Source organism: Pseudomonas sp. NY15437, assembly GCF_048068435.1.
In the GTDB taxonomy this organism is placed as follows: domain Bacteria; phylum Pseudomonadota; class Gammaproteobacteria; order Pseudomonadales; family Pseudomonadaceae; genus Pseudomonas; species Pseudomonas nitroreducens_B.
Genome location: NZ_JBLUQC010000009.1, coordinates 1 through 15,139, shown reverse-complemented (window position 1 = coordinate 15,139; position 15,139 = coordinate 1). Strand labels below are relative to the sequence as shown.

14 protein-coding genes and 1 rRNA gene are annotated in these 15,139 nt (G+C 66.3%); 6 read left to right on the top strand and 9 right to left on the bottom strand.

Annotated features, from left to right (window positions below):
- Window positions 1–2: 2 nt before the first annotated feature.
- From ACNFIA_RS19955 to ACNFIA_RS19920, 8 genes are all read right to left on the bottom strand, one after another.
- Window positions 3–803 carry an alpha/beta fold hydrolase gene (locus tag ACNFIA_RS19955; protein ID WP_416788040.1) on the bottom strand — a complete coding sequence of 267 codons (801 nt, stop codon included), beginning with the start codon at window positions 801–803 and terminating at the stop codon, window positions 3–5.
- A gap of 179 nt (window positions 804–982) precedes the next feature.
- Window positions 983–1,630, bottom strand: a complete 648-nt coding sequence (locus tag ACNFIA_RS19950; protein ID WP_416788038.1) for a LysE family translocator — start codon at window positions 1,628–1,630, stop codon at window positions 983–985.
- A 38-nt stretch (window positions 1,631–1,668) separates the two neighbouring features.
- On the bottom strand, window positions 1,669–2,472 hold the full coding sequence (locus tag ACNFIA_RS19945; RefSeq protein ID WP_416788036.1) for an AraC family ligand binding domain-containing protein: 804 nt from the start codon (window positions 2,470–2,472) through the stop codon (window positions 1,669–1,671).
- 334 nt (window positions 2,473–2,806) lie between these two features.
- Window positions 2,807–3,232 carry a hotdog fold thioesterase gene (locus tag ACNFIA_RS19940; RefSeq protein WP_416788034.1) on the bottom strand — a complete coding sequence of 142 codons (426 nt, stop codon included), beginning with the start codon at window positions 3,230–3,232 and terminating at the stop codon, window positions 2,807–2,809.
- Window positions 3,233–3,247: 15 nt separating this feature from the next.
- Complete coding sequence (locus ACNFIA_RS19935) at window positions 3,248–4,915, bottom strand: AMP-binding protein (protein ID WP_416788032.1); 1,668 nt, start codon at window positions 4,913–4,915, stop codon at window positions 3,248–3,250.
- A gap of 377 nt (window positions 4,916–5,292) precedes the next feature.
- Window positions 5,293–5,757 carry a phosphohistidine phosphatase SixA gene (sixA, locus tag ACNFIA_RS19930; protein WP_259754031.1) on the bottom strand — a complete coding sequence of 155 codons (465 nt, stop codon included), beginning with the start codon at window positions 5,755–5,757 and terminating at the stop codon, window positions 5,293–5,295.
- Window positions 5,754–6,095 (bottom strand): DUF4389 domain-containing protein, encoded by a 342-nt coding sequence (locus tag ACNFIA_RS19925; protein ID WP_416788030.1) that lies wholly within the window; start codon window positions 6,093–6,095, stop codon window positions 5,754–5,756. Before ACNFIA_RS19925 ends, sixA begins: the two co-directional genes overlap by 4 nt.
- A 12-nt stretch (window positions 6,096–6,107) precedes the next feature.
- The gene (locus ACNFIA_RS19920; protein ID WP_416788028.1) at window positions 6,108–7,130 is read right to left on the bottom strand and encodes an NAD(P)H-dependent glycerol-3-phosphate dehydrogenase; all 1,023 of its coding nucleotides are present in this window, start codon (window positions 7,128–7,130) and stop codon (window positions 6,108–6,110) included.
- A 183-nt stretch (window positions 7,131–7,313) separates the two neighbouring features.
- Here ACNFIA_RS19920 and ACNFIA_RS19915 point away from each other — a divergent pair, with 183 nt between their 5' ends.
- The 6 genes from ACNFIA_RS19915 to ACNFIA_RS19890 all read left to right on the top strand — a co-directional run bounded on the left by ACNFIA_RS19915 (window position 7,314) and on the right by ACNFIA_RS19890 (window position 14,812).
- Window positions 7,314–9,422 carry a TonB-dependent receptor plug domain-containing protein gene (locus ACNFIA_RS19915; protein WP_416788026.1) on the top strand — a complete coding sequence of 703 codons (2,109 nt, stop codon included), beginning with the start codon at window positions 7,314–7,316 and terminating at the stop codon, window positions 9,420–9,422.
- A 1-nt stretch (window position 9,423) separates the two neighbouring features.
- Window positions 9,424–10,344, top strand: coding sequence for an ABC transporter substrate-binding protein (locus ACNFIA_RS19910; protein WP_416788024.1), 921 nt, complete (start codon window positions 9,424–9,426; stop codon window positions 10,342–10,344).
- The gene (locus ACNFIA_RS19905; RefSeq protein WP_259754023.1) at window positions 10,341–12,257 is read left to right on the top strand and encodes an ATP-binding protein; all 1,917 of its coding nucleotides are present in this window, start codon (window positions 10,341–10,343) and stop codon (window positions 12,255–12,257) included. The genes ACNFIA_RS19910 and ACNFIA_RS19905 overlap by 4 nt, the downstream gene beginning before the upstream one ends.
- 230 nt (window positions 12,258–12,487) lie before the next feature.
- Window positions 12,488–13,003 (top strand): 3-hydroxyacyl-[acyl-carrier-protein] dehydratase FabA, encoded by a 516-nt coding sequence (fabA, locus tag ACNFIA_RS19900; protein ID WP_043250924.1) that lies wholly within the window; start codon window positions 12,488–12,490, stop codon window positions 13,001–13,003.
- Window positions 13,004–13,014: 11 nt separating this feature from the next.
- On the top strand, window positions 13,015–14,232 hold the full coding sequence (gene fabB / locus ACNFIA_RS19895; RefSeq protein ID WP_416788021.1) for a beta-ketoacyl-ACP synthase I: 1,218 nt from the start codon (window positions 13,015–13,017) through the stop codon (window positions 14,230–14,232).
- A gap of 121 nt (window positions 14,233–14,353) precedes the next feature.
- Entirely contained in the window at window positions 14,354–14,812 is a 459-nt protein-coding gene (locus ACNFIA_RS19890; protein ID WP_416788019.1) for a GNAT family N-acetyltransferase, read from the top strand.
- A 229-nt stretch (window positions 14,813–15,041) separates the two neighbouring features.
- Here ACNFIA_RS19890 and rrf read toward each other — a convergent pair.
- Window positions 15,042–15,139 (bottom strand): 5S ribosomal RNA (gene rrf, locus ACNFIA_RS19885); the annotation flags it as partial.

The window sequence follows — 15,139 nt, the reverse complement described above, 5'->3', positions numbered from 1 at the left end:
CCTTAGGCGTTGGCGCGCTGTTGCCAGCGGGCGAAGACGGTCTTGAGCAGCGCGGCGGTGTCCTGCGGGCGCTCCAGCGGGAACATGTGGCCGCCCGGCAGCGACAGGCTCTCGCCCATGGGGATGCGGCCGATCAGGCGGGCATGGTGCGGCAGCACCACGCGGCTATGGCGGCCGCGCACCATGGTCAGCGGCACGGCCAGTTGCGTTGCGCGGCCCGGCGCGGTGTGCGGCACGTTGCGGTAGATGGAGATTTCGGTGGCCGGGTCGAACTTCAGCCGCAGGCCACGCGCTGGCGACGGTGCCAGCCCATGGCGGACATAGGCCTCCAGGCAGTCGCGGTCGAAGCGCTTGAACAGGGGTTTGCCGGCGAAGTAGTCCAGCGCCTCCTCGAAGTCGCCAAAATCCTCGCGGCGGCCAAGGGTGCGGCCGGCGGGCGTCAGTCGGTCGATGAAACCGAAGCGCTTGGCGACGCGGATCACCAGTTGGTCGGCCAGGGTCAGCAGGGGCGAGTCGAGCATCACCACGCCGCGGTACAGCTCCGGTTTGCGCAGCGCCGCGTGGTAATGCAGCACACCACCCAGGGAATGGCCGACGCCCCACACCGGTTCGTCCAGCGCCTGCAGGTGATGCAGCAGCTCTTCCACCAGGTTTTCCCAGTTGTCGTTCACCGGGAAGCGAGGGTCATGGCCGTGCATGTCCAGCCGATGGACCCGGTAATCCGGCTCCAGGGCATCGAACAACTTGCCGTAGGTCCCCGAGGGGAAGCCATTGGCGTGGGCGAAGAAGACCGCTTGCGACATGCTGCGTGAACTCAGGGAAATGACAGCCTGAATTTTCCGACAGCACCGGGGACGCGGCAATGACCCGCACTCCCGCGAATGACGGCACTACGGCCAAAGTCCATGGCGCTCCGGCGGGTTTGCCCTGATCGCTCCCTTTTTGCGGCGGATAACGCGGCACGCGTTACCCGCCGGCAGCCTCACACCCAATGCGCCGCGTGGTTCACCACGCTGAACAGGATGCCGCCCGCCACCAGCAGGAACACCACGCCGCACGCGCCGTCGATGGCGGGAACGGCACGCAACAACCGCCGCTGCCACAACGGCCGGGTGAGGAGGATGCTGAGCAGGCTGAACCAGGCGAAGCCGATCACGAAGAGCATCACCGCCACCGAAACCTTGCCCGGCGCGGACATGTCCACCGGGATCAGGCTCGTCAGCAGCGCGAGGAAGAACACCAGCGCCTTGGGGTTGAACAGATTGGTCGCCAGCCCACGCAGCCAGGGGCCGAGCCGCGACTCGGCCAACTCCCCATCGATGCGCCCTGCCCCGCCCGGCTTGCGCAACGCGCGCAGCGCGCCGATGCCGAGCCAGCCCAAGTAGGCCGCCCCCACCAGTTGCAGCGCACTGAACAGCAGCGGCGAACGCGCCAGCAGCAGCGACACGCCGGTCAGCACCAGGGTGCCGTGGACCAGGATGCCGCAGGCGAGGCCCAGGGCGCTGAGCACGCCAGCGCGGCGGCCCTGGTGCAACGAGGTGCGCACCACCAGCGCGACGTCCGGGCCGGGGCTGACCAGGGCGACGGCGAACACGGCGGTGAGCATGAGCAAGACGTGAACCTCCTGCATCGCGGGATTCTCCAGTGGGAAAGGAAACGGGGGGTGGATCAGCGCTGACGTAGTCGCGCGGGCGGCAATCCGTAGGTACGGCGGAACAGGCGGCTGAAATGCGCCTGGTCATAGAAGCCCAGGCTCAGGGCGATTTCCGACAACGGCTGGCCCTTGATCACCCGCGGCAGCGCGCGCTCCAGACGCAACTGGGTCAGCCACTGGTGCGGCGGCAACCCACACTGGTGACGGAAGCGGCGCAGCACCTGCCAGGGACTGAGGTCGCAGAACTGGGCGATTTCTTCCAGGGTCGGCGGGGTTTCCAGGCGCGACTCCAGCCACTCGCGAATACGCGCCCAGGTCGGTGCGTCGAAGCCCTGCCCCGGTTCGCGGATGCGCAGGCTGGAGGCGCGCTCCAGCAGCGCGGCCAGGGCCTGCCAGAGCTGGCCTTCCTGCGCCAGCCGTTCGCCGCCCAGCATCAGCCCGTGGGCACGCTGCAACTCGGCCTGCAACAGTGGATCGCGCAACTGCGCAGCGGTCAGGCGCGGCGCACCCTGGCGGTCATCACTGAAGGCGCGGCAGGCGTCGTCCAGCCACTGCGGGTCGATGGACAGCACGCGGATGCGATAGCCGCCCTCGCCCTCGCTGGCGCCGTCGTGGATGCTCTCGGGGCTCATCAGCAGGATGTCGCCGTTCCCGGCCAGCGAACGCTCACCGCGATGGGTGTAGCGCTGGCAGCCGTCGAGCATCAGCCCGACGTGGTAGTCGAGGTGAAAATGCCGGGGAAAGGCGAAACGGCGGTACTCGGCGTCGATGAAACGGACGCCGGGCAGGCCGCTGCTGTGGTGTTCGATGCGTTCCATGGCCCCACTGTACCGACACGGCAACGGCGGGTCTTGGACAAAATTGCGAGGGTGCCGAGCGGCATGGGACCTGTAGGAGCGAGCTTGCTCGCGAACCGCCTGATGTCATGGCTCCCGGCGAGGTTCGCGAGCAAGCTCGCTCCTACGAAGAGCACGTTCACGCGCACAGATGAGCAGGAATCGGTTTATCCGCGAAATTCATCGCGGATGAATCCACTCCTGCAAGGAAATGCGGAACCATGGCGCCCGCGTAGGAGCGGACTCCGTCCGCGATTGACCCGGCGCCGCTCTGTCGCGGGCATGGCCCGCTCCTACAGGGAAATACCGCGCAGGGTCAACGCTCCAGCGGCACCACTGCCATGGTCAGCCGCGAGATGCAGCTCGGCTTGCCGTCGTCCCCGTGCAGGCGGATTTCCCAGACGTGGGTCGAGCGGCCGATGTGCACCGCCTTGGCCACCGCCGTCACCCGCCCGCTGCGCAGGCCGCGCAGGTGGTTGGCGTTCACCTCCAGGCCCACGCAGTAGTACTGGCTGGTGTCCAGGCACAAGTAGCTGGCGGTGGAGCCGACGGTTTCCGCCAGCACCACCGAGGCACCGCCGTGCAGCAGGCCGTAGGGCTGGTGGGTGCGCGAATCCACCACCATGCTGGCGGTCAGGGAGTCGTCGTCGAACGCCTCGAAGCGGATGTCGAGCACTTCACCGATGGTGTTCTTCAGGTTCGCGTTGAGCTTTTCCAGGTCGGGCGTGGTGCGCCAGGTCATTCCGCATTCCTTCTGTCATTCATGCCATTGCACCGCCTCGCGGCGCTCCGCCCATTCATTGAAGCGCTTGCCGTAGGTCCCTTCCACCACGTTGCGCTTGATCTTCAGGGTCGGCGTGAGGAAGCCGTTGTCCACCGTCCAGACGTCCTTGACCAGCACCAGCCCGGCCAGGCGTTCGTGCTTGTCCAGCGCATCGTTCACCTCAGTCAGCAGCGCCTGCAGGCTCTGCTCCAGCTGGCTGCGCGAGCCGTTGGCGGCTTCCTGGCGACCGACTTCGGAGAGCACGCACAGGCCCAGCGGGGCGATCAGGCCGTCGCCGACCACGCAGATCTGCTCGATGCGCGAATGCACGGCCAGGCGGTTCTCGATGGGCGCCGGGGCCACGTACTTGCCCTTGGCGGTCTTGAAGATCTCCTTGATGCGGCCGGTCAGGCGCAGGTTGCCGTGCGCGTCCTGCTCGCCCTTGTCGCCGGTGCGCAGGAAGCCGTCCTCGGTGAGGGTCTCGGCGGTGCGTTCCGGGTCCTTGAAGTAGCCGACCATGGTCGCGCCGCTGCGCACCTGCACCTCACCTTCGTCGCTGATGCGCACTTCCACACCGGGGCTGTTGCGGCCGATCCAGCCGGCCCGCTGTTCGCCGGGGCGGCAGACGTGGGAGTAGCCGCAGTTCTCGGTCATGCCATAGACCTCCAGCACGTTCAGGCCCAGCCGCTGGTACCAGTCCAGCAGCGCCTCCGGCACTGGCGCGGCGCCGCACAGGGCGTAGCGCACGGCGTCCAGGCCGAGGCCGGCGAGCACCTTGCGGCCAACCAATCGGCCGACGATCGGCAGGCGCAGCAGGCGGTCGAGCTTCTGCGCCGGCATCTGCGCGTAGACGCCCATCTGGAATTTGGTCCAGATGCGCGGCACGCCGAAGAACACCGTGGGCCGCGCGCGGCGCATGTCGGCGACGAAGGTGTCCAGGCTCTCGGCGAAGAAGATCGTCTGCCCGGCGTAGATCGACGCCATCTGCACGAACATGCGCTCGGCCACGTGGCACAGCGGCAGGTAGGACAGCAGCCGGTCCTCCTCGCCGACGCCGAACAGGTCGATGGCATGGCTGGCAGCGAAGGCGAAGTTGCCGAAGGTGTGCATCACGCCCTTGGGCGTGCCGGTGGTGCCGGAGGTGTAGATGAGGGTCGCCAGGGTTGCGGCGTCCGGGCGCGGGTCGTCGCTGATCGGCGCCCACTGCTGCAGGTCGCTCCATTGCTGGTCGAAGCGGCCCTGCGGGTGCAGCGGCAGCGCGACGGTGGGCACGCCGTCGGGAATGCCGCCCTCCATCGCCGGCCAGTCGTCCAGCTTGCCGATGAAGGCCACCCGCGCTTCGGAGTGGGTCATCACCTGGCGCACCGAATCGGCGGTGAGGTTGGGATACAGCGGCACGGAGACGTGGCCGGCCATCCAGATGGCGATGTCGGCGACGATCCAGTGCGCGCAGTTCTTCGAAATGATCGCCACCCGGCTGCCGTCGGGCAGCTCCAGGCTGCGCAGCCAGGCAGCGGCGCGGCGGGCCTGCTCGCCCACTTCGCCCCAGGTCAGGGTCTGCACGTCGCCGCCGGTGAGCGGCTGCACCAGGTAGCGTTTGTTCGGATGGCTCTTCTCGCGCTGATAGAACAGGTCGAGTGGTAATCGGACTGCTTTAACCACGTGCCCCTCCTTTGTTCTTGTTGTCAGAGGTGTAGCTCAGGGATATCGCGATGGATCAACCAAGCACTTGCTTGGTCGAATATTCCACGCGATGCCGTGGCAAACAAGGCTGGTCGTGTGAACTTTTGTAGGATTTAACCGAAGGATGGGCGCCAGCCGCTCTGCGACGGGCGTCGCGCGGAAACATTCGGGCAAGAATTGTGTGCGGAGGAAGAGCCCCCTCTCCCTAGCCCTCTCCCGCAAGCGGGAGAGGGGACTGTTCGGCAGGAGGAACAGCCATGGCATCAGCCGGCACGAGCGGCTCCCTCTCCCTTAAGGGAGAGGGCTGGGGAGAGGGATTGCCCCAGGCACAGAACGCCCAGGGGCTTTGCGCGACGTCAGGAATGCCGCGGGTGGTACAGCGACACCAGCTCCATCAAGCCGGCCAGCGGTACTTCGCCTTCCAGCTCGGCCAGGGTGGCGGTGCCGAACGGCACGGCGTCGCTGCGGCTGCCGTGTACCAGCAGGCCGGCCAGCGCGCCCACCAATGGCTGGTGGGTGACCAGCAGCAGGTTCTTTTCGCCGCGGCCGTCGAGGAAGCGCAACACGTCCTTGGGGTCATCGTCGGGGGTCAGCCAGGGCGCAGTGCCCACCGAACCCTCGAAGCCCAGCGCCTCGCGCACCAGCTCGGCGGTTTCCTGGGCACGCACGTAGGGGCTGGCGAGGATGCCGTCCAGCGGTTGACCGGCGAGCTGGGCGGCGCTTTTCAGCACTTCCTTGGTGCCGTGGGCTGTCAAGCGGCGCTCGGCGTCGCGGCGCGCCTGGGGTTCGGCTTCGCCGTGACGGAGCAGCCAGAGCTTCACAGCCTGGGCTCCTCGTCGCGCACCGGGTGCGCTGCCGGCGGCACGTCGTGCGGCGTTTCGCCTTCCGGGGCGCGGGCGCTCGGCCAGTCGGCGAACGGCCAGGGCTTTGCGTCAGTCTGGAAGGTGCCGAAGCGGCCGATCTGCGCGAAATACTGGCTCAGGCTGTCGCCGAAGCCCATCAGGCTGGCGCTGGGCGCACCGTAGATGATGCGGTAGATCAGCTGGATGACGACCACGGCGCCGAGGATCATCTCGGCGACGAACCAGACCAGCGCGAAAACCAGCATCCAGACGACGCGCAGGACCAGGGATTCCTTCTCCTCACGTTCAACAGACATGGCGAAACCTCCTCAGAAACCGGTGGTGGGAATGAAGTCGACGTCGGTCTTCGGCTCGCCGCTCATCAGCGCCTCGATGACCTGTGCCAGGGTGCGGCCGCCGAACAGGATGGCGTTGAGGCCAGCCACCAGCGGCATGTAAACCTGCAGCTCGTCAGCCTTGGCCTTGAGCACCTTGAGGGTGTTCACGCCCTCGGCGGTCTCGCCCATGCGCGCCACGGCGTCTTCCAGGGTCAGGCCTTCGCCCAGGGCGAAGCCCACCTGATAATTGCGGCTCTTGGGTGACGAACAGGTGACGATCAGGTCGCCCACGCCGGCCAGGCCGAGGAAGGTCATGGGGTTGGCGCCGAGCTTGACGGCGAAGCGGGTCATCTCCGCCAGGGCACGGGTGATCAGCATGCCCTTGGTGTTTTCGCCCATGCCCAGCGCGGCGGCCATGCCGGCGATGATGGCGTAGACGTTCTTCAACGCGCCGCCCAGCTCGACGCCGAAGCGGTCGCCACTGGCGTAGACGCGGAAGGTGCGGCCATGCAGGGCCTGCTGCACCTGGGCGCAAAGGTCTTCGTCCTCGCTGGCGACCACGGTGGCGGTCAGCTCGTGCTCGGCGATCTCGCGCGCCAGGTTCGGGCCGGAGATCACCGCAATGCGGGACTTCGGCGCGATCTCTTCGAGCACCTGGCTCATCAGCTTGAAGCTCTGTGCCTCGATGCCCTTGGTCAGGCTGACCAGCATCTTGCCGGCCAGCGCTTCGCTGCGGCCGTCGAGCACCTTGCGCAGCGCGCTGGACGGCACCGCGACGAAAATCATCTCGCATTCGGCCAGGGTCGCCGCCAGGTCCGTGGTCGGCTCCACGCCGGCATGGATGCGCACGCCCTTGAGGTAATTGGGATTCTCGCGGCGGGTGCGGATCGCCTCGGCCTGTTCCTCGTCGCGCATCCACTGGCGAACGCACTGCCCGTTTTCCGCCAGCAGGTTGGCGAAGGCGGTGCCGAAACTGCCCCCACCGAGGACGGCGATCGGTTGCTGCTGTGTCATGTCTGTTCCATTGGTGGCCGCCCGGGAGCGGCGATTGGGGCATTATAAGGCCGCATCGGCGACCGACCAGCCCGGATCGCCGGACTGGTAATCAGCGCAGCCTCGTTTAACATCCCTGTTGTGGAAAACGTCTGGCTGCAGGCGCTGACCGCCCCCAGAAAAAACCGAGAACAAGGCCGTTCCGTGTACCGTCCCGTCCGCGCTCCCCTGCCGCTCTCCCTGCTCGCCGCGCTGCTGGCGGGCAAGGCCGTGGCCGGCGATCTGTTCGTGGACAGCCTCGACGTTCCCGAGGTTCTGACCGCGACGCGGCTGAAACAGTCCCCGGCCGAAGTCCCCGGCAGCATGACGGTGCTCGACCGCGACCTGATCAAGGCCTCCGGCGCTCGCGACATTCCCGAGCTGATGCGCCTGGTGCCGGGCATGATGGTCGGCTACCTGTCGGGCAACCAGGCGACGGTGAACTACCACGGCACCAACGTCACCGAGGCACGGCGCCTGCAGGTGCTGGTGGACGGCCGCTCGGTGTACCGCCCGGGCCTGGCGACGGTGGACTGGAGCGATATCCCGGTGGCCATCGAGGACATCGACCGCATCGAGGTCTTCCGCGGGCCCAACGCCGTGAGCTACGGCGCCAACGCGCTGATGGGCGTGATCAACATCCTCACCCGCCACCCCGCCGACAGCCAGGGCACACGGCTGAAGTACACCGCTGGGCAGAATGGCGTCCGCGACTGGTACGCCAGCCAGGGCCTCCATGACCGCTCCGGCGACTATCGACTGTCGCTCTCCGGCCAGGAAGACGACGGCTTCGACCACGACCAGTTCGACCGCAACTACCGCGACGGCCGCCGCCTGAGCCGCTTCAACCTGGTCGCCAGCCACAGCCTCGACCTGCGCAACAGCCTGGACTGGCAGCTCGCCGCGAAGGAAGGCAGCAACCAGCGGCCCTACGCCTACCAGCCGATCTTCGGCAACATCGCCGCCGGCGACGACAACTCCGACCTGACCGCCCGCGATTACGCCGGCTCCCTGCGTTGGACCTTCGATGTGAACCCCGAGCACAGCCTCTACGTGCAGGGCTACGCCGAGCACTGGGAACGTCTGCAGGATTTCGGCGCGTGCGAGGCGCAGATCGCCTTCAGCCCGCAGCTCGCGCAGCTATGGGAGCTGAACCCGAAATACGTACAGAACTTCGCCGACTCGCTACCGCGCATTCCCCGCGGAACGGCGCAGGAGCGGGCGCTGGCCCAACAGGTGGTCCGGCAACTGGCGGCGGGCGCCTACCTGCCGGTGTGCGGGCAGGTGAACCAGAACATCCGCGAGACCCGCTACGACCTCGAAGTCCAGGACACCCTCAGCCTCGCCGATGGCGTGCGGCTGGTCAGCGGCATGAGCTACCGCCACGACCAGGCCTCCTCGGAAACCTACTTCGACGGCACGGTGAACAACGATATCTGGCGCCTGTTCAGCCAGCTGGAATGGCACCTGACGCCGCACTGGCTGCTGCAGGGCGGCGCGATGGTGGAGGACGACCAGCTCTCCGGCAGCTCGGTCAGCCCGCGCGTGGCCCTCAACTACCTGATCACCCCGCGCCACAGCCTGCGCGCGGTGTATTCCGAGGCCGTGCGCTCGCCGGACATGTACGAGAACGACGTGAACTGGAGCTACCGGGTGCGCAACCTCTCGACGCCCGTGTACGGGCAGTCCAGCGCCTACTACTTCGCCCGCGCCCACGGGCCGGGCGACCTCGACCAGGAGCGCATGCGCTCGCGGGAAATCGGCTACAACGGCCAGTTCGACGAACTCGGCCTGGCGCTGGACATCAAAGCCTACTACGACGAAATCCACGGGCTGATCAGCGATCCCTTGAAGGTCTCCGACTTCGAACCGACCAACGACAACGACATCCGCTTCAGCGGCGCGGAAACCCAGCTGGACTGGCGCCTGACGCGGCAGGACCGCGTGCGCCTGACCTACGCCTACGTCGACTATGACGCCAGCAGCCGTTACGACCAGCGCCTGACCGCGCGCAACAGCGGCTCCGCCGGCTGGATGCGCGACTGGGGCCGCGGCTGGTCCAGCGCCCTCTTCTACTACGGCGACGATGCGCTGAACGAACACCGCTTCGAGCGCGTGGACCTGCGCGTAGCCAAGCGCATTCCCCTGGGCCGCGCGGCGCTGGAGCTGGCCGGCGTTCTGCAGCAGCGTCTGGACGACGAACCGCTGACCTGGCCGGAAAACCGCTACGACAATCGCCACCTGCTCTATTTCAGCGCCGAGGTGGACTTCTAGCATGTCTGCCCGCCGCTCATGGACGAGCCCCGGCCCCCTTCTCACCGCCCTGCTGTTCTGGCTGGCCTGCCTGTTCGCGTTGCCGGCGCAGGCCCGCGAGCTCCTCCTGGTCAGCACCGAGCAGAGCGCCGCCCTGCAGGACTTCGCCGACGCGTTGGCAAAACGCCGTCCCCACGACCAGGTGCGGCTGGAGTCCCCCGAGAACCTGCCCCCGCCTGACAAGCTGGATGGTGAGACACGCCTGTTGCTGCTGGGCAGCGGCGCACTGAACTGGCGCCTGGCCAGCCACGACGCGCCGCCGGCACTGACGTTACTGGTCAGCCGCGTCGAAGCCCGGCAGGTTCTGGGCGGGCGCGACGTGCCGCACCTCACCCTGCTGTGGAGCGATCCGCCACCGGCACGCCAGTTGGCCCTGGCCCTGCAGATGAGCCCACGTCCGCAGCGTATCGGCGTGCTGTTGGGGCCCAGCAGCGAATTCCTCCTGGAGGAGCTGCAGCACACGGCCGAAAAGCTGGGAGTGGAGCTGGTCAGCGAACGGCAGACCCGCGCCGACGACAGCCGGCCGCTGCGCGAATTGCTCGCACGCAGTGACCTGCTGCTCGGGCTGGACGACAAACAGCTTTATAACGCGCAAACCATCAAGGGCATCCTCCTCAGCGCTTACGCTGAGAACCGCGCACTGATCGGCCCCACCGCCGCCTTCGTGAGGGCCGGAAGCCTGGCCAGCACCTACAGCGACCAGAGCGACTGGCTGGAAACCCTCGACAGCCTGCTGGAGCAACCCGCGCAGCAATGGCCGCGCAGCCTCTACCCCAAACGCTTCAAGGTGCAAAGCAACCGCCAGGTGGCGCGTTCGCTCGGCATCGACCTGCCAGTTGACGCGGAACTCGCGCAGCGCCTGGCCGAAGGAGAGAAACCATGAGTTCCCGCAAGAGCTGGAACATCCAGACGCGCATGCTGGCCATCAGCCTCGGCCCGGCGCTGCTGCTGACCGTGCTGCTGACCAGCTATTTCACCTACTCACGCCTGCAGGACCTGCGCCTGGAGTCCAACCATACCGGCCAACTGATCGCCAACCAGCTCGCCCCCGCCGCGGAGTACGGGGTGATCTCCGGCAACCTGCCGGTGCTGCAGAGCCTGTTGCGGGCGACGCTGAGCACTGCCCACGTGCGCTTCATCGAGGTGCGCGATCGGGGCGACAATATCCTCGTGTACGTCGAGCATGCCGCCGATCCCGCCCAGGCGAGCACCAAGGTGGAAATCTTCCACGCCTCGATCCAGCGCGAGAACATCGCCCTCAACGGCAGCGACCTGGCGGGCTCCAGCGACCTGCTGCCGGCCGCGGCGCCGCCCAGTGGTGACTACCTCGGCCGCGTGGTGGTGGGCATGGCCAGCGACGCCTTCAGCGAGCGGCAGCAGGAAATCCTCCTCAAGGCCAGCCTGCTGGCGTTGTTCGCGCTGATCCTCACCTACCTGCTGGCGCGCCGCCTCGCCCGCCGCCTGGCGGCGCCGATCCGCACCATGGGCCGGGCCGTCCAGGCGATCCAGAGCGGGGACTACCACACCACCCTGCCGGTGCCGGATGACGGCGAGGTCGGCGACCTTGCCCGGCACATCAACAACCTCGCCCGCGGCCTGCAGCAGGCCAGCCTGGAACAGGAGCGCAGCATCGCCCAACTGGTGGCGGCACGAGAGGAAGCCGAAGAGGCGAACCGCGCCAAGTCCGACTTCCTGGCGATGATGAGCCATGAGCTGCGCACGCCGATGAACGGTGTGCTGGGCATGCTGCAGTTGCTGGAAACCACCGACCTGAACCAGGAACAGGCGGAATACAGCGCGCTGGCCACCGAATCCACCGAGCACCTGCTCAAGGTGATCAACGACATCCTCGACTTCTCCCGGGTCGAGCGCGGCGCGCTGGAACTCGAGCGCATCCCGTTCAACCTGCTGGAACTGATCCAGAGTTCCATCCAGGTCTTCCAGCACAGCGCCCAGCAGCGCGGCCTGGCGCTGGAAATGAACGTGCAGGACGGACTGGACGACCTGGAGGTACAAGGCGACCCCACACGCATCCGGCAGATTCTGGTCAACCTGCTGGGCAACGCCCTGAAGTTCACCGAAGAGGGCGGCGTGCGCCTGGAAGCCACCTGGCAGGCGCTGGACGACGAAGTGCTGTGGCTCGTCTGCTCGGTGCAGGACAGCGGCATCGGCATCTCCCGCGAGCGCCTGGAGCATATGTTCGAAGCCTTCCAGCAGGCCGACTCGTCCACCTCCAGGCGTTACGGCGGCACCGGGCTGGGCTTGTCCATCGCGCGCACGTTGGCCGAACGGATGGGCGGCACCCTGAGCGCGGTGAGCGAGGAAGGCTGCGGCTCGACCTTCACCCTGGAAATCCCCCTGCCCTTCCGCGCGCGCCAACGTGCCGCAGAGGATGGGCTGAGCAGCGTCGATGCCCTTGCCACTGGTCAGTCCGTCTTGCTGGTGGAGGACAACCCGGTGAATCAAACGGTCATAGAAGCTATGTTGCGCAGCCTGGGCTATCGCGTCACGCTGGTGGGTGATGGCGCCCAGGCAGTGCGCACCTCCGAGCGTGGCGATTTCGCGGCGATTCTGATGGACTGCCGCCTGCCGGTGCTCAACGGCTACGAAGCCACCCGGCAGATCCGCGCCAAACCCGGTGGTGAAGAGGTGCCGATCATCGCCTTGACCGCCAACGCACTGCAGGGCGACCGCGAGGCGTGCCTGGAGGCGGGAATGAACGACTACCTCGCAAAGCCATTCAAACGTGCGGAGTTGCAGCGGATTCTGCAGCGCTGGGTTGCTCCAGGTCGTTGATCCTACGAGCACTTGCCCGCAAACTGCGGACCGGCCCAAGGCCTGCGTCCCGACAGGGAAACCTGGCGTCGGTGAAAAGTGAACAAGCGTTCGCCGATTGCTGTGACTTTCACTCAAAGGCAATAGTCTATGACTAGGCTGCCGCATGACACCGTGACAAGAACAACGGAAGCGGCGCCGCAGGCAGAAGCCAGACAACGCCTGCTATCCAGGATTTTTGAGGAGCTCGCATGACCAAACAAAACGCCTTCACCCGAGAAGACCTGTTGCGCTGCAGCCGCGGCGAGCTCTTCGGCCCGGGTAATGCGCAACTGCCCGCCCCGAACATGCTGATGATCGACCGCATCACCCACATCAGTGATGTCGGCGGCAAGTACGGCAAGGGCGAACTGGTCGCCGAGCTGGATATCAACCCGGACCTGTGGTTCTTCGCCTGCCACTTCGAAGGCGACCCCGTCATGCCGGGCTGCCTGGGCCTTGACGCCATGTGGCAGCTGGTGGGCTTCTACCTCGGCTGGCAGGGCAACCCCGGCCGCGGCCGCGCCCTGGGTTCGGGCGAAGTGAAGTTCTTCGGCCAGGTCCTGCCGACCGCCAAGAAAGTCACCTACAACATTCACATCAAGCGTACGATCAATCGATCGCTCGTTCTGGCCATCGCCGACGGCAGCGTCAGCGTCGATGGCCGCGAAATCTACAGCGCCGAAGGCCTCCGCGTCGGCCTGTTCACCTCCACTGACAGCTTCTAAGGGTATCCCGCATGCGTCGCGTCGTGATCACCGGTCTGGGCATCGTTTCCTGCCTGGGCAATGACAAAGACACCGTCTCCGCCAACCTGCGTGCAGGCCGTGCTGGCATCCGCCACAACCCCAGCTACGCCGAGATGGGCCTGCGCAGCCACGTTTCCGGTTCGGTCAACCTGAACCTGGAAGAGCTGATCGACCGCAAGGTCTTCCGCTTCATGGGCGACGCCGCCGCTTATGCCTACCTGGCAATGGAACAGGCGATCAAGGACTCCGGCCTCACCCCCGAGCAGATCTCCAACCCGCGCACCGGCCTGATCGCCGGCTCCGGTGGCGCTTCCACCCTGAACCAGATGGAAGCCATCGACACCCTGCGCGAGAAGGGCGTCAAGCGCATCGGCCCATACCGCGTCACCCGCACCATGGGCAGCACCGTTTCCGCGTGCCTGGCCACCCCGTTCCAGATCAAGGGCGTGAACTACTCCATCTCCTCGGCCTGCGCCACCAGCGCGCATTGCATCGGCCAGGCCATGGAGCAGATCCAGCTGGGCAAGCAGGACGTCGTCTTCGCTGGCGGCGGTGAGGAAGAACACTGGAGCCAGAGCTGCCTGTTCGACGCCATGGGCGCCCTCTCCACCCAGTACAACGACACTCCGGAGAAAGCCTCCCGCGCCTACGACGCCAAGCGTGACGGTTTCGTCATCGCCGGCGGCGGCGGCATGGTCGTCGTCGAGGAGCTGGAACACGCCCTCAAGCGTGGCGCCAAGATCTACGCCGAAATCGTCGGCTACGGCGCGACCTCCGATGGCTACGACATGGTTGCCCCGAGCGGTGAAGGCGCCATCCGCTGCATGCAGCAGGCCCTGGCGACCGTCGACACCCCGATCGACTACCTGAACACCCACGGCACCTCCACCCCGGTCGGCGACGTCGCTGAAATCCGTGGCGTGCGCGCCGTGTTCGGTGACCAGGCTCCGGCCATCAGCTCCACCAAGAGCCTGTCCGGCCACTCCCTGGGCGCCGCTGGCGTTCACGAAGCGATCTACTGCCTGCTGATGATGGAAGGCAACTTCATTGCCGGTTCCGCGAACATCGACGAACTGGACCCGGAAGTCGCCGACCTGCCGATCCTGCGCGAGACCCGCGAAAACGCGAAGATCGACACCGTCATGAGCAACAGCTTCGGCTTCGGCGGCACCAACGCCACCCTGATCCTGAAACGCCACAACGGCTGATCGGTGATCCCAACAAAAAAGGCGCCCCAGGGCGCCTTTTTTGTTGCCTGCGATTCCGCTCTACCTTCCCGCCGCTAATGCCGTCAGGATGGGCAGACACGATAGCAGGGAGCGTACACCGATGGATTTGCTGATAAGACAGGGCCACAGCGACGACGCCGAGGCCATTAGCCGCATCATCGTAGCGGCCGTGAGGGAGAGCAATGGACAAGACTACCCGCTGAGCGTCATAGAATCGGTGGTGGCGAACTTCTCGCCTGAACGGGTGGTCCAGCTACTCAAGCAACGCCTGGTATTCGTCGCACTACTGGACGAAGAGATCGCGGGCACTGGCGCCCTGGATGGCAATACCGTGCGCAGTCTCTTCATAGCGCCACAGCAGCAGCGCAAAGGCATCGGCCAGGCGCTGATGGCCAGAATCGAGAAAGCCGCCCTGAAGCGCGGCATAGAGGCCCTGCTGGTCCCCTCTTCCCTCACCGCCGAAAGCTTCTACGCCCGCCTGGGCTATCACGTGGTACGAGAGCAACTCCACGGCGAAGAGCGCACCCTCATCATGACCAAGCGCCTCACTCCCTTGTAGGAGCGGGCCATGCCCGCGAAAACCGCATCTGTCATGGCTCCCCGGCTGGCGCCGGACGCAGGACGCAGGACGCAGGACGCAGGATGCACAACGCCTCAAGCGTTATCCGCCATCGCGGCGGATAACCCGTCCCGGGTTACTCGCCCTACGTAAGGTGCCCGCATTTCCCAGCCCCGAAAAAACAAAACCCCCGACCAGCTTTCGCTGATCAGGGGCTTTGGAATTAGGAGCTTGACGATGACCTACTCTCACATGGAGAAACTCCACACTACCATCGGCGATGCATCGTTTCACTACTGAGTTCGGGATGGGATCAGGTGGTTCCAA

What these genes read in the sequence shown, in the direction of transcription:
- fabB (WP_416788021.1), top strand. Translation starts at nt 13,015, where the DNA reads ATGCGTCGCGTCGTGATCACCGGTCTGGGCATCGTTTCCTGCCTGGGC.
- ACNFIA_RS19920 (WP_416788028.1), bottom strand. Translation starts at nt 7,130, where the DNA reads ATGACACAGCAGCAACCGATCGCCGTCCTCGGTGGGGGCAGTTTCGGC.
- ACNFIA_RS19945 (WP_416788036.1), bottom strand. Translation starts at nt 2,472, where the DNA reads ATGGAACGCATCGAACACCACAGCAGCGGCCTGCCCGGCGTCCGTTTC.
- ACNFIA_RS19890 (WP_416788019.1), top strand. Translation starts at nt 14,354, where the DNA reads ATGGATTTGCTGATAAGACAGGGCCACAGCGACGACGCCGAGGCCATT.
- ACNFIA_RS19925 (WP_416788030.1), bottom strand. Translation starts at nt 6,095, where the DNA reads ATGTCTGTTGAACGTGAGGAGAAGGAATCCCTGGTCCTGCGCGTCGTC.
- ACNFIA_RS19910 (WP_416788024.1), top strand. Translation starts at nt 9,424, where the DNA reads ATGTCTGCCCGCCGCTCATGGACGAGCCCCGGCCCCCTTCTCACCGCC.
- ACNFIA_RS19905 (WP_259754023.1), top strand. Translation starts at nt 10,341, where the DNA reads ATGAGTTCCCGCAAGAGCTGGAACATCCAGACGCGCATGCTGGCCATC.
- ACNFIA_RS19955 (WP_416788040.1), bottom strand. Translation starts at nt 803, where the DNA reads ATGTCGCAAGCGGTCTTCTTCGCCCACGCCAATGGCTTCCCCTCGGGG.
- fabA (WP_043250924.1), top strand. Translation starts at nt 12,488, where the DNA reads ATGACCAAACAAAACGCCTTCACCCGAGAAGACCTGTTGCGCTGCAGC.
- ACNFIA_RS19950 (WP_416788038.1), bottom strand. Translation starts at nt 1,630, where the DNA reads ATGCAGGAGGTTCACGTCTTGCTCATGCTCACCGCCGTGTTCGCCGTC.
- ACNFIA_RS19940 (WP_416788034.1), bottom strand. Translation starts at nt 3,232, where the DNA reads ATGACCTGGCGCACCACGCCCGACCTGGAAAAGCTCAACGCGAACCTG.